10 protein-coding genes are annotated in these 14,379 nt (G+C 55.2%); 2 read left to right on the top strand and 8 right to left on the bottom strand.

The window, feature by feature from the left end:
- Positions 1-79: 79 nt before the first annotated feature.
- The 8 genes from L215_RS0104630 to L215_RS0104595 form a co-directional block, all read right to left on the bottom strand.
- Entirely contained in the window at positions 80-1,174 is a 1,095-nt protein-coding gene (locus L215_RS0104630) for a 3-dehydroquinate synthase (protein WP_025883265.1), read from the bottom strand.
- 11 nt (positions 1,175-1,185) lie between these two features.
- Positions 1,186-3,804, bottom strand: coding sequence for an alanine--tRNA ligase (alaS, locus tag L215_RS0104625; protein ID WP_027451418.1), 2,619 nt, complete (start codon positions 3,802-3,804; stop codon positions 1,186-1,188).
- 173 nt (positions 3,805-3,977) lie between these two features.
- On the bottom strand, positions 3,978-4,208 hold the full coding sequence (locus L215_RS0104620) for a hypothetical protein (protein ID WP_025883266.1): 231 nt from the start codon (positions 4,206-4,208) through the stop codon (positions 3,978-3,980).
- A 42-nt stretch (positions 4,209-4,250) separates the two neighbouring features.
- Positions 4,251-5,213, bottom strand: coding sequence for a DUF4296 domain-containing protein (locus L215_RS0104615; protein ID WP_025883267.1), 963 nt, complete (start codon positions 5,211-5,213; stop codon positions 4,251-4,253).
- A gap of 6 nt (positions 5,214-5,219) precedes the next feature.
- Positions 5,220-5,900, bottom strand: coding sequence for a lipoprotein signal peptidase (locus tag L215_RS0104610; protein WP_025883269.1), 681 nt, complete (start codon positions 5,898-5,900; stop codon positions 5,220-5,222).
- An 18-nt stretch (positions 5,901-5,918) separates the two neighbouring features.
- The gene (locus L215_RS0104605; protein ID WP_027451417.1) at positions 5,919-6,299 is read right to left on the bottom strand and encodes a TraR/DksA family transcriptional regulator; all 381 of its coding nucleotides are present in this window, start codon (positions 6,297-6,299) and stop codon (positions 5,919-5,921) included.
- Positions 6,300-6,382: 83 nt separating this feature from the next.
- Positions 6,383-9,796 carry an isoleucine--tRNA ligase gene (ileS, locus tag L215_RS0104600; protein ID WP_027451416.1) on the bottom strand — a complete coding sequence of 1,138 codons (3,414 nt, stop codon included), beginning with the start codon at positions 9,794-9,796 and terminating at the stop codon, positions 6,383-6,385.
- A gap of 132 nt (positions 9,797-9,928) precedes the next feature.
- Positions 9,929-10,963, bottom strand: coding sequence for a hypothetical protein (locus tag L215_RS0104595; RefSeq protein WP_025883272.1), 1,035 nt, complete (start codon positions 10,961-10,963; stop codon positions 9,929-9,931).
- A gap of 310 nt (positions 10,964-11,273) precedes the next feature.
- On the opposite strand from L215_RS0104595, the gene L215_RS0104590 reads away from it, so the two are divergent.
- Entirely contained in the window at positions 11,274-12,452 is a 1,179-nt protein-coding gene (locus L215_RS0104590; protein WP_025883273.1) for a Coenzyme F420 hydrogenase/dehydrogenase, beta subunit C-terminal domain, read from the top strand.
- Positions 12,453-12,593: 141 nt separating this feature from the next.
- Entirely contained in the window at positions 12,594-14,276 is a 1,683-nt protein-coding gene (locus L215_RS0104585) for a SulP family inorganic anion transporter (RefSeq protein WP_082239919.1), read from the top strand.
- The last annotated feature ends 103 nt before the right edge of the window (positions 14,277-14,379 follow it).

Genomic DNA, 14,379 nt, shown 5'->3' with positions numbered 1-14,379 from the left:
AAAGTTCCAAGAAGGGAACCCTTTTTGGAACTTGTATGTGTCAGAAATAGAGTGCGATATGATGCTTCGACTACGAGGACTAGAGCATCGTGTCTTGGTAGTAGTCGAGCGCCTCGGTGATGTCGAGAGATGCGTTTTGTAGTTCGTGGACCTCACCGATGGCCGAGAGGGCGACAGTGGTGATGCGCTGTGCGTCGCTATTCTTCTTGTCGTGGAGCATCAGCTCTCTGAGCGCATCGTAGTCTCGGCAGGTGATGGCGAGCGGACGGTATAGCTCCTGCACTACGGCGAGCAACTGGTGTAGCACCTTCTTGGGGAAGCCCAGCTTGACATGCGAGAGATATAGCTCGGGCACGAGTCCTAGAGCGACCGCCTCGCCATGCAGCAAAGGCTTGTCGCCGTGCTGATGGCTCCACGCCTCAAAGGCATGTCCGAAGGTGTGTCCGAGGTTAAGCTGGTGACGGAGCCCCTGATCTAGACGATCCTGAGCCACGATGTCGAGCTTGAACTGCACCGCTTCACGAATGAGCGGGGTTAGTTGCTCTAAGGAGAGCGGTTGCTCGGGCAGTACCTGCAGTAGTCGGCGCCACAGGTCGGGACTAACGAGCAGGCCATACTTGATCAGCTCGCCACAGCCTGAGCGTAGCTCCTCCTCTGGGAGGCTCTCCAGCCAAGCTGTGTCGCAGAGTGTCAGCGTGTCAGCTTCATCGGCAAAAGCTCCGAGGAGGTTCTTGACACCCGCAAAGTTGACTCCGCATTTGCCCCCCACAGCAGCGTCTGCCATGGCGAGGAGCGTCGTGGGGAGTAGGACAATCGAGATGCCCCGCATATAGATCTGAGCGAGGAAGCCGACGGCATCGCTCACGGCTCCACCGCCTAGCGCGATGAGTGTAGCTCCACGATGGGCACCCTGCTCTAGGAGCCAGCGAGCCATCTCGGCGATGCCCTCAAGGCTCTTTGCCTCCTCAGGGTCATTGATCAGATAGCGGGGTAGCTCCGTTAGCTCGGGATAGTTTTTCGCTATAAGCTCTTGGCTCAGATGCCACACCTGCTCATCTGCCAGTAGGTAGTAGCTCTCGGGCTTGCCTTGGCGGAGCAACTCCCGCAGGTAGTCGCCCATTAGATTGCCCACGAGCACCCTTGACTGGGTGGAGATGAAGGCTAGGGGTGGCATCTGGCTAGCTGCTAAATCAGCGAGACGATATGGTCGATGGCTGCTTGGAGCCCCTCGGGGTTGCGTCCACCAGCCGTCGCAAAGTGTGGCTGGCCACCGCCACCGCCCTTGATGAGCGAGGCGACCTCCTTGATGAGCTTGCCTGCGTTGAGCCCCTTGTCGACAAGGTCTGGCGAGAGTATTACCGTGAGGGTGCACTTGCCCTCCTCGGCAGCACCGATGAGCGCTAGGTAAGAGCCCTGTAGGCGCTCGCGGATGGTGCCAGCGACATCCTTAGCCACGTCGCTACTCATGGACTTATTGACGGTGACGATGGCTGTCTCGCCATGCTTCGTCTGATCGGCTAGAGCCTGCAGAGCTATTTGCTCCGCCTGAGCCTTGGTGTACTGCTCGATAGCCTTGCGCTGCTCGGCACTTTCGGCAATCAGTCGGTCTAGCGCCTTGAGCGGATCGGGCACATTGTTGAGTCGCTCGTTGAAGAGCTGCAACTGCTCCTCCAGATGGTGTACATACTCCTCCGCCTTGGGACCTGTGACCGCCTCGATACGTCTGATGCCGGCGGCAATAGAACCCTCGCTGATGATCTTGAAAAAGCCTATCTGCCCCGTGCTAGCCACGTGGGTACCACCGCATAGCTCGACCGAGTCGCCATACTTGATGACACGCACCTCGTCGCCATACTTCTCGCCAAAGAGTGCCATCGCACCCATCTCCTTAGCCTGAGCAATCGGCACATTGCGATGCTCGTCACGAGGTCTGTCGGCACGAATCTCCGCATTGACCAGACGCTCTACCTCAGCAATCTCTTCGGGGGTCAACTTCTTGAAGTGTGAGAAGTCAAAGCGCAATAGGTCTGCCGAAACGAGCGAACCCTTTTGCTCTACATGAGTGCCGAGCACGGCTCTCAGAGCGTGGTGCATCAGGTGCGTCGCCGTATGGTTAGCCTCCGTGAGGTGACGTAGCTCAGCCCCTACACGAGCGATGAGCGGCTGCTTGGGATCTGCGGGGAGGGTGGAGAGGATATGGACGGTGAGGTTGTTCTCCCGCTTGGTGTCTAGGATCGGGTACTCGGTGCCGTCCTGGGCGATCAGCACGCCCTTGTCACCGACCTGACCACCCATCTCAGCGTAGAAGGGAGTCTCTGCCAGCACCACCTGATAGTAGCTGTGCTTCTTGTCAGCCACCTTGCGGTAGCGCAGGATATGCGTCTCGATCTGGAGCGTCTCGTAGCCTACGAAGGTGCTCTCGGAGGTCTCCTCGTCGAGGACTTCCCAGTCGGCAGCATCGACAGCTGCAGCCTGACGGGCACGGCTCTTCTGCTCCTGCATCAGTTTGTCAAAAGCAACCTGGTCGAGCGTCATGCCACGCTCCGACAGAATCAACTCTGTGAGGTCTAGTGGAAAGCCGTAGGTGTCGTACAGGACGAAAGCGTCGGCACCCGATAGAACTTTCGCGTCCTGGGGTAGCTCTTGGATTTTGCTTTCTAGAAGCTTGAGTCCCTGAGCGAGGGTGCGTAGGAAGCTTTCCTCCTCCTCTTTGATCACCGAGGCGATCAGTTCGCGCTGCGCCACGATCTCGGGATAAGCACCGCCCATCACCTCATTGAGCGTGGGTAGGAGCGTGTAGAGCATCGGCTCATCGGCATGGAGGAAGGTGTAGGCGTAGCGCACGGCACGACGTAGGATACGACGGATCACGTAGCCCGCCTTAGCGTTGCTCGGGAGCTGTCCGTCGGCAATGGCAAAAGCGATCGTGCGGATATGGTCAGCGACGACACGCATGGCGATATCCACCTGCTCATTCTGACCGTACTGCTCCCCGCTGAGCGTCTCGATGGCACGTATCAGAGGGGTGAAGAGGTCGGTGTCGTAGTTAGACTTCTTACCCTGCATAGCCATACAGAGGCGCTCGAAGCCCATGCCCGTATCGATCACCTTGTGGGGTAGGGGCTCTAGATGCCCGTCAGCCTTGCGGTCGTACTGCATGAAGACAAGGTTCCAGATCTCGATGACCAGCGGGTGGTCCTTATTGACTAGATCACGTCCGCAGACCGCCTGACGCTCCTCCTCGCTACGCAGGTCAATGTGTATCTCGGAGCAAGGACCGCAGGGGCCCGTGTCGCCCATCTCCCAGAAGTTGTCCTTACGAGAGCCGTCGATGATACGATCCTCCGTGGTGTACTGAAGCCAGTAACCTGCCGCCTCATCGTCACGGCTCAGTCCCTCCTCGGCACTACCGCCGAAGACGGTCACGTAGAGCCGATCCTTGGGTAGCTGGAGGCGCTCCGTGAGGAAGGTCCAGGCGAACCCGATAGCCTCTTTCTTGAAGTAATCGCCAAAGGACCAGTTGCCCAGCATCTCAAACATGGTGTGGTGGTAGGTATCGCGTCCTACCTCCTCGAGGTCGTTGTGCTTACCGCTGACGCGGAGGCACTTTTGCGAGTCTGCCGCACGACGATACTGAGGCTCTTTATTGCCCAGGATGATATCCTTAAACTGGTTCATCCCGGCATTGGTAAACATAAGTGTGGGGTCGTCCTTGATCACCATCGGTGCCGAAGGGACTATGCGGTGTCCGTGCTCCTCAAAGAAGTCGAGGAAGGCTTTTCGTATATCGTGTGCTGTCATCATAATCTATAAAGCATGCTATGCCAATACTTAATACGCTACAAAGGTACGAAATTAGAGGTTAGGGATTAGAGGTTAGAAGTTAGAGATTAGAAGTTAGAGGCTGGTTTCTAGTGGCTCTAGTGTTCCTAGTGGCACTAGCCAACAGCCAACAGCTAATAGCCAACAGCCAACAGCTACTCGTGGCGTAATAGGTAGTGGTGGTCAGTCTTGTCGTCCTCGATGAGGCGCCAGGTGCCTGAGTAGTAGAGTGTGTACGGGGGCTCGTCGTGATGCCATGAGGCTAGCTCGATGCCTCGCTCACGGTCATGATAGGTGAGTAGTACGGAGTGCAGGAGCTCCCCACGATAAAGCAACTGTCGGAGTGCAATCCGTTCGCCTGGGTGTAGGATGATTTGTTGTGCCATCGATGTGATGCTGCGCTTGCCACACGGGGCTACGAGTAGACGCTAGCGAGCGACGATGCGTAGGTCATGTAGCTTGAAGTGTAGCGACTGCGTACCCAGATAGTCTGTTGGTAGGCTGTAGATGGAGATGGTGACGGTGTCTTTTGCAGAGAAGTGCGGGACAGCACGTGCACGCTCTTTGTGCGGACCACTCACGGAGAAGCTATCCGTCATGCCATCCGTCAGACTACTTAATAGACTATCGGTTGGGATGGTAGGCTCTTCAGGCTCGCTTGGCTCTGCTGTACTCTCTGAAGCGGATTCCCCTAGGGTGAGTACGAAGACTCCTCCGATGGGCAACCTTGTTGATACACTCTCCATAGCTAAAGGTGGCATCTTAGCATCTAACTGCTTGGAGAGCGCTATGCAGGGCATCTGTCCCTGCTCTGGTATGTGTGAGCCACTGATGAGTCCCTGTATCTCTATCTGATGTATGGTGTCGGGGAGGTGGGGTATGTCTGCGAGAGCTACCTTCCAGAGGTAGTCGCTCTGTCTATTATTGATGCAGATAGGATAGGAGGACAGCGGGACGACAGGACAAGAGATGGTGTCCGGTAGTGGCGAGTAGAAGTAGCCCCCGTCGCCTTCTGAGCCTGCCCTGAAGAAGCCTGTCGTGCGCTCCAATATCTCGACCTCTCTCTGTATGCTGGCTGAGGATTGAGCGATGATCTTCTGAAGTAGCTTTGCCTTGGAAGCGGAGAGGTAGTAGATGGTGCTGTCTAGATCCTCTTGAGATACACCATGAGCCTGAAGTATGGAGACGTAGATCGAGTCTTGCTGGTCGGAGCTAAGGTAGAGCGTCTGACCTATGCCACGAGCTGAGTAGAGCTCGGTGAGTATTTGCTCGAGCTTACCATTCGGTATGCGTTGCCAGGAGCGTTTCTTACAACCGCTCCCGAGTAGGAGGAGCAGTACGCTTAGTAGCCCAAGCTTGAGCAGAGATGCCTTGACGCTGAAAGCCCGCATTATAGCTTACTTAGCTTGTTTACTAGAGTGGCGATGCTTGCCTCGGAGGTAGATCCAGAGACGATCAAGCGCGCGGGTCGTGGTGCGTGGGTAACAGAAGAGTAGCGACAGCACGCCTACGGTGATGCAGCTGTCGGCAATGTTAAAGATGGGGCTGAAGAAGGTATACGCCGACCCACCTCCTATCGGGAACCATTCGGGTAGTACCGTCGTGAAGAGGGGGAAGTAGAGCATATCGACCACATGTCCCTCAAGCCACGGGGCATAGCCCACCGCTCCTGCTGTCGTAGGAACAAACTGTGCCACCTGCCCGATGGAGGAGGTGAAGAGCTGTCCATAGATGAGAGAGTCAATGAGATTGCCAATGCCTCCTGCCAGTACGAGTCCTATGACAATGCAAAAGCCTAGCGAGTAGTGCCTGCACTGCCGAACGAAGCGGGTGAGCCAGACGCCTAGCCCAGCCATCGCTACGATGCGAAAGGCGGTCAGGAGGAGCTTGCTCCCTAGTTCCACGCCGTATGCCATGCCACGGTTCTCTACAAAGTAGATGCGAAACCAGTCGAAGATGTGGTACTCCTGACCAACGTACATATGCGTCTTGATCCAGACCTTGACGACCTGATCAATGACGATGAGAAGCAGAATGAGCCCTGCGACAATCCAGTGGCGCTGGCTAGTTCGAGTCATATAGGGAGCGGTATGACTTTACTTACGCTTGTCGCGATTGAGCTTAGCCTCGATGCTCTTCGTCGTATGAGGTACCGCACGGAGACGCTCCTTGGGGATGAGCTTGCCCGTGACGGAGCAAATGCCGTAGGTGCCGTTTTGGATACGTAGGAGAGCTGCCTCGAGCTTCTCAATGAAGTCCTGCAGACGCTGTGCCTGAGCATCGTTCTCAAGACGAGTCTGAGTGATGGAGCCTTCGTCTAGATCCTTGTAGGTAGGCGTCGTATCGCTGATGTCGTTGACATTGTCCGCACGAAGCATATTGAGGTCTTCACGCGCCTGAGCGATCTTCTTCTCAATGAGGATGCGAAACTCCTCCAGCTCCTCGGGGTTATATCTTTTCTTGCTGCTATCTTCCATACTATCTGTGAATCTATTGGTGCGCTGTAGGCGAAGCTCTTTAGGTAAAAGGCTTTTATCGCCTGCAGGCGCCGTGGTTTGTATTATGCTTTGCTGATTTGTACCGCTATCAGGGTGCCGTCAAGGTCGATCTCCTCGGCATCGCTGAGCACCTCGGAGTAGTCTATCGTGTCGGCTTGTACTTGCGTCTGGACGTACTCCTGATGAGTGCGAAGCGCTTGTACAACCTCCTCGGGAGCCATCACGAGTAGCTCGATATGATCGTTGACCTCGTAGCCAGACTGCTTGCGAAGGTTCTGTATACGGTTGACAAACTCACGAGCTGTACCCTCTGCGATGAGCTCGGGCGTGAGCGTGATGTCCAGAGCCACCGTGTGACGGCCCTCATTGGCGACTGTCCAGCCAGGTATATCCTGAGCAATGATCTGTACATCCCCGAGATCAACCACAATAGGCTGATCCCCGATCGTCAGGGTGAGCTGACCTGTCTGCTCTAGCTCATTGATCTGCTCAGTAGAGAGCGTGCTGATCTGAGCTGCGAGCGCTTTCATATTCTTGCCCACCTTAGGGCCTAGAGCCTTGAAGTCAGGCTTGACCGTGCGTACCCAGATCGAGTCTGAGGGATCGACAAAGCGAATGTCCTTCACGTTGACCTCGCTGAGCAATAGATCATGTACCTGCTCGATGTGGATCTTGTCCGCAGGGTTGTTGACCGGTAGCATGATAGCACTGAGCGGTTGACGCACCTTGATATTGACCTTGCGACGCAGGGAGAGGACCAGTGTTGAGTAGATCTGAGCGAGCTCCATGCTGCGCTCCAGGTCTAGGTCTATCTGCGCCTCGTCTGCTACGGGGTAGTCGGAGAGATGCACCGACGCAGACTCCTCGTGCAGGTCACGGTAGAGCTTATCTGCGTAGAAGGGCGCAATGGGCGCCATCAGCTGAGCCACCACCGAGAGACACTGGTAGAGCGTCTGGTAGGCACTCAGCTTGTCGTCGGTCATAGAGCCAGCCCAGAAACGCTTGCGCGAGAGACGCACATACCAGTTGCTCAGATGCTCTGTGACAAAGTTTTCGATGGCACGTCCCGCAGGTGTGGGGTCGTAGCTTGCCAGCTTGCCGTCCACCTCCTTGATGAGCGAGTTGAGACGCGAGAGGATCCAGCGGTCTATCTCAGGACGATCCGCATAGGGGATCTGAGCCACGGCAGGATCGAAGCCGTCCAAGTTGCCATAGAGGGCGAAGAACTGGTAGGTGTTGTATAGCGTGCCGAAGTATTTGCGGCTCACCTCCTCGACACCCTTTGGGTCAAAGCGAATGTTCTCCCACGGATTGGCATTGGTGATCATGTACCAGCGAAGGGGGTCTGAGCCATACTGCTGGATGACCCCAAAGGGATCGACCGCATTGCCTAGACGCTTGCTCATCTTGTTGCCATCCTTGTCGAGGACGAGCCCGTTGACGAGGACATTTCTAAAGGCTATGCTCCCCTGCGTCATCGTAGCGATAGCGTGGAGCGTAAAGAACCAACCACGTGTCTGATCCACACCCTCAGCGATGAAGTCGGCGGGGAAAACCTTTCCTCTCTCGACCTCCTCGCGATGCTCGAAGGGATAGTGCACCTGTGCAAAAGGCATCGCACCCGAGTCAAACCATACGTCGATCAGATCGCTCTCACGACGCATCGGACGCTTGCCATCCTGAGCCACAAGTGTGATCTCGTCAACATAGGGACGGTGCAGATCGATCTTGTCGTAGTTCTCCTCGCTGTAGTCGCCAGGGGTAAAGCCTGCGAGCGGATTGGCCGACATGACGCCAGCCTGCACTGCGCGCTCGCACTCTTTGTAAAGCTCCTCGACAGAGCCGATGCAGATCTCCTCATCGCCATCCTCGGTGCGCCAGATAGGTAGGGGAGTACCCCAGTAGCGACTACGGGAGAGGTTCCAGTCCTGGAGGTTCTCCAGCCACTTGCCGAAGCGTCCTGCACCGATCGCTGCGGGATGCCAGTCGATTGTCTCATTGAGGCGCATCATCTCCTCACGGCACGCTGTAGAGCGGATGAACCAACTATCTAGCGGATAGTAGAGGATAGGCTTGTCGGTGCGCCAGCAGTGGGGATAGTTGTGCGTATGCTTCTCAACTCGGAAGACGCGGTTCTCATGCTTGAGCATGACGCATATGTCTACGTCCAGGGTCTCCTTGTCAGGTGTGTCCTTAGGATCGTAATCCTTCTTGACATAGCGCCCAGCGTAGGTGTCGTAGAGAGGCACATTGACCGACTCCTTGAGGAACTGATGATCTAGCGCCTCAATCTTGTAAAAGCGTCCCTTTAGGTCGACCATCGGGCGCTGCTGCCCCTTATTGTCGATCATTAGAAGAGGAGGAATGCCCGCCGCCTTAGCGACACGCTCATCGTCTGCTCCGAAGGTCGGTGCAATGTGCACGATACCAGTACCATCCTCGGTGCTGACATAGTCGCCAGGGATGACTCGGAAGGCTCCTTCACCAGGATTGACCCACGGGATGAGTTGTTCGTAGCGAATGCCAACGAGGTCACTACCTTTGCAAGTTGAGATGCGGTGCCAGGGAGCTTTCTTGTAAGTCTCCTTGTCCCACGTCTCAGGGAGTTCGCTCACCTCGCTCTCAGCGTCGAAGTAACTGCCGAGGAGCGTCGTGGCGAGTACTACCGTGATCGGCATAGCGCTGTAGGGGTTGAACGTCTCCACGGCGCAGTACTCGATCGAGGGCCCCACGCAGAGAGCCGTATTCGACGGAAGCGTCCACGGGGTTGTGGTCCAAGCTAGGAAAAAGCTTTCGCCACGCCCACGAAGTGACTCGGGAGCATCAATGATGCGAAACTGTGCGGTACAGACCGTATCCTTGACATCACGATAGCACCCTGGCTGGTTTAGCTCGTGCGAGCTCAGCCCCGTACCTGCGGCAGGACTGTAGGGCTGTATGGATAGACCTTTGTATAGTAAACCCTTCTTGTATAGCTCCTTGAGAAGGTACCAGAGCGTCTCGATGTACTTATTCTTGTAGGTTACGTAGGGGTGCTCCATGTCGACCCAGTAACCCATCTGCTTGGTCAGCGACTCCCACTCGGCGGTGTACTTCATCACCTCCTTGCGGCAGGTCTGATTGTACTCAGCGACAGAGATCGTCTTACCGATCGCATCCTTGGTGATGCCGAGCTTCTTCTCGACACCCAGCTCTACGGGCAGACCGTGCGTATCCCAGCCCGCGCGACGATCTACACGGTATCCGTGCATCGTCTTGTAGCGACAGATGATATCCTTGATAGAGCGCGCTATGACGTGGTGTATGCCGGGCATACCATTGGCAGAGGGAGGACCCTCGTAGAAGGTAAATAGCGGCGCATCCTCACGCTGGTGTAGCGAGCGGTGGAAGAGCTGCTCCTTCTCCCACAGAGCTAGCATCTCCTGGTTGATCTGTGCGAAGTCGGCAGACTGGTATTCCTTAAACGGTTTCTTCATTGGAGCTTTCGTATAAGATATGCCCACAAAGATACAGAAACTTGTCCAAATAGGACTAGCAAAGAGAGAGACTGTTGCAAATGCAGCAGCCTCTCTCTTTGAGTGCAAACCGTAGCTAGTACGGTTTATTGCTTAGTAGTCAATCTCGTCGGGACCATTTAGGGGTACGAAAGCCATGCCAGCGCCCTTCATCGTGAAGTTATTCACTTTGACCTTGCTCCAGGTCTCAAAGGTGAACTTGCTAGCCTTGTCCTTATTGTCGTAAACCTGACGATTGTTGGCACCCTTGCGAGAGACGTATCCATCCTTCTTTATCATATTGATAAAGTATTGGTAAGGATTGATGGCATCTCCACTGAGCTGGTAAACGTAGTCATTAGGGATTACGATAGAGGTGGCCTTGATGAGCTTATCGCCCTGGAAGTCGTATAGACGAATGAATAGCTCGGTAAACTCATCTTTTTCCGTCTTCTTGGAGAATTGGTAACGCTTTATTTCCCCATTCTTGACCGTAGACTCCTTGGGACCGGTGAAGCCTGCTTGAGTCTCAAAGGCCTTGACATCATCCAGTGAGGCTTGCCAATTTAGCAGAGGATAGGGTACGCTACTTAGTTCTGGCGCCTTCATCGCGAAGACAAGAGCTGTAGGCATAACATTTCCCTCGCCTAGATCTATAGGTGCCACTACCGAGTAGACGGTCAATTGCTTATACTTCTTAGAGGTAAAGTACTGCATTGAGTTTTGAGGCTCACCTGTAGGCTCGAATCCATTCTCCTTCATAAAGGCGTAGAAGCTAGGACTAGTCAGGACCTCAGTGGCCATCTCCATCTGTGCATACATACCGACGATGTATGAGATCTTGGGTTGTAGCTTGTTGCCCGTGCTATAGACGTAGAGATCGAAAGAGGGATCGTAAGACTCCTGCTTGCTACCACGAGCAGACTCAAAAGCCTTGATTCCATCACTTCCGTCCCACCATCTGAGGAAAGGCAAGATGTAGGTACTGTCTTCTCCAGGCGTCGGCGTCGGCGTTGGCGTCGGCGTTGGTGTTGGGGTAGGCGTCGGCGTCGGGGTAGGTGTTGGCTCATTGTTAGGACAGTCTGACTGGCAGGCGTTGAATCCTAGAAGGAGAGCTACAAGAGCTAGAGTAGAAAGAATCTTTTTCATAGCTATAGTGTGATTTAAGTATGTTATGCGAGAAGTATCCGGACGCAGGTCGTCACTAACGAAACTGTCTCTATCACAAAGATAGAAAAAAATCTATAAGTATCCACTAGTTTGTGTATCTCTTTTGGGGATAGGTCAATCCTCACCGAGGAGTTTGCAATATCCTCCCTAGAAATGAAAAACATCTAGGTGCCCATTGGAGTAAAACTCGAAGGTGTCTGTATATACGTCAGTCCTGCTGTATAAGGATTAAGAGAATCTGTTCGGATTCGAATAGTTACCTTTGCACTGCACTAGAGACTGAGACACGATGATACAGATAGAGGACAAGAAGCGTTGCTGTGGCTGCGAAGCGTGCCGACAGGTATGCCCCAAGGAGTGCATACGACTGGAGCGTGACGAGGAGGGCTTTGGCTATCCAGTCGTCGATCTGGAGCGTTGCATTGAGTGCCATAGGTGTGAGCGCGTCTGCCCCTTTATGAAGCTGGGTGCGCCTCGTGAGCCACTGGCTGTCTATGCCGCATGTGCTACCGACGAAGGGCTCCGCGAGACGAGTTCGTCGGGAGGGCTCTTTACGCTGCTTGCTGAGGAGACGCTACGTCGTGGGGGCGTGGTCTTTGGGGCGCGATTTGATGAGACCTGGGGCGTCTGTCACGACTACACGGAGGCGGTGGCGGGGCTGGCACCTTTTCGGGGTAGTAAGTACCTGCAGAGCCGTATAGGCGATAACTATCAGCGGGCGGAGCAGTTTCTCAAAGAGGGGCGACCCGTCCTCTTCTCTGGGACTCCCTGTCAGATCAAAGGGCTGGTCCACTACCTCGGGCGTGCCTACGACAACTTGACAACGGTTGATGTGGTCTGTCACGGCGTACCCTCACCGATGGTGTGGCAAAGATATCTGACAACACTGCGAGCAGGGCAGGGACAGATCACGGGAATCTCCTTTCGTGATAAATCGGTCTCGGGGTGGCGACGCTATGACTTTGTGGTACAGAGCACTGAGGGGGAGGGCGTGCGACAGTTTTACGGAGACAATATCTATATGCGGGGCTTCCTGCACGACCTCTACTTGCGTCCCAGTTGCTACGCCTGCATGGCGAAGGGGGGCCGCAGTCAGAGCGACCTGACGCTGGGCGACTATTGGGGCGTGGAGCGCACTTGCCCCGATCTAGATCGAGCGCTGGACGAGAACAAAGGCACTAGTGTCGTGCTGATCCACAGCGCACAGGGGCAACGCCTCTGGTCCGAGCTCACTTGTCGCTCTCAGGAGACGAGCTACGCAAGTGCCGTGGCGGGCAATCCCGCTATCGAGCAGAGTGTCGCGGAGCCACCGAAGCGCCAGCTCTTCTTCGAGCAAATCAATGCAGAGCCATTAGACTCGTTGATCGCTCGTCTCACGGTCACGCCCCTCCACAAACGCCTCTGGCGCCGTCTGCACCACCAAGCACACCGCATCAAGCTACGCCTCCGCCGACTGGCTAGAGGCTAATCGGAGCTATCAGACCCCTCGGAGCTGTCAGAGCTGTCGGAATGATCGGATCTCTAACCTCTAACCTCTAACTTCTAATCTCTAACTTCTAACCTCTAATTTCAGTATCTTTGTAGCAGTACCAACCGTTATCTTACGCTTATGTCTATCATGAAGGGACTCGTGCCTGAGTTTTTTCTCTCTCTACGTGGTTATTCACGACAGGACTTTCTCAAGGATCTCACAGCGGGTATCATCGTCGGGGTGGTCGCCCTGCCACTGGCTATTGCCTTCGGTATCGCTAGTGGGGTCTCGCCGACGGAGGGCTTGCTGACGGCCATCATCGGTGGCTTCCTTGTTTCGCTACTGGGCGGTAGCAAGGTGCAGATCGGGGGACCGACGGGGGCATTCATCGTGATCGTCTATGGGATCATCCAGCAGCACGGACTGGATGGGCTGGCCATTGCGACGATCATGGCGGGCTTGCTCTTGATGTTGCTGGGCTTCTTGCGCTTGGGCGGCTTGGTGCGCTTCATCCCTTATCCGATCATCGTGGGCTTTACGGCGGGTATCGCGGTGACCATCTTCACGACGCAGATTGCGGATCTTTTCGGGTTGCATATCAAGTCAATGCCTGGGGACTTCATCGGCAAGTGGCAGGTGCTGATCGCCAACTTTGCGACGGGGTCGTGGATTCCCTTTGCTTTTGCGGTCTGCACGATACTGATCATCTGGCTTTTGCCTAAGGTAAATGCGAAGATCCCTAGTACGCTGGTGGCGCTGGTGCTGCTCACGCTGGTGAGCTTTGGACTCCAGCAACTGGGCTACCTCAGACCAGAAAACATCGGGGACAACTATACGATAGAGCGTGCGCTGCCGACCTTCGTCATGCCTACGATCACGGTGGAGCGTATCGTGGCGCTTTTCCCCTCTGCGCTGACGATCATGCTACTGGGCGCTATGGAGAGCTTGCTCTCGGCCTCGGTGGCGGACGGTGTGATCGGGTCAAAGCACAACCCTGACAGCGAATTGATCGGTCAGGGTGTGGCTAATGTGGTGGTGCCTTTCTTCGGGGGGATCCCGGTGACAGGGGCTATCGCTCGTACGATGACCAATATCAATAGCGGTGGACGGACTCCTATGGCGGGTATCATCCATGCGGTGGTGCTCCTGCTGATCATGCTCCTGCTCTCGCCCCTGACGGCGCATATCCCGATGGCGGTGCTGGCGGGCGTGTTGGTGGTGGTCTCTTATAATATGAGTGGCTGGCGCTCCTTCGTCTCGATCTTTAGAGGCCCACGAGGGGATACGGTTATCCTGCTGGTGACCTTCCTGCTGACGGTGCTGACAGATCTGACGGTGGCGATCGGGGTGGGTATGCTGCTGGCGATCGCGCTGCTCTTCCGTCGTATCCTCGACGTGAGCTCTGTCGAGCAGATCGGCGTGGGCGAGATTACGGACGAGCCTCTCGCTGATGAAGATGTGGAACTCCCGTCTCGAGTGGAGGTTTACGAGGTGGAGGGTCCGTTTTTCTTTGGCATTGCCAATAAGTTTGAGGAGGTGATGGTGACGGTTCACGACCATCCAGAGGTACGCATCATTCGCATGCGTCGCGTGCCTTTCATCGATAGCACGGGGCTACACAACCTGCAGATGGTCCTATCGCGACAGCGTAGGCGTGGCGTGCATGTCGTACTGAGTGGTGTGCGTCCTGCGGTCTATACGCATCTGGAGCAGACGGGTATCATCGATCAGCTGGGGCGTGAGAATGTGCTACCGACCTTTGCCGAGGCGCAGAAGCGTGCCGTGGCACTTTACGAGGAGATCAGTAGGGGTGAAGCATGATAAAAACGAGCTTGTCTGATTTCCTACCTAGGAATTTGCCAAATAGGTACCTAGGAATTTGCCCAATTCCTACCTAGGAAATAAAAAATACTTCGGAGGAATC

This window comes from Porphyromonas uenonis DSM 23387 = JCM 13868 (assembly GCF_000482365.1).
GTDB lineage: Bacteria > Bacteroidota > Bacteroidia > Bacteroidales > Porphyromonadaceae > Porphyromonas > Porphyromonas uenonis.
Note: the sequence above shows the minus strand (reverse complement) of the source record. Positions and strands in the feature narration are given on the sequence as shown.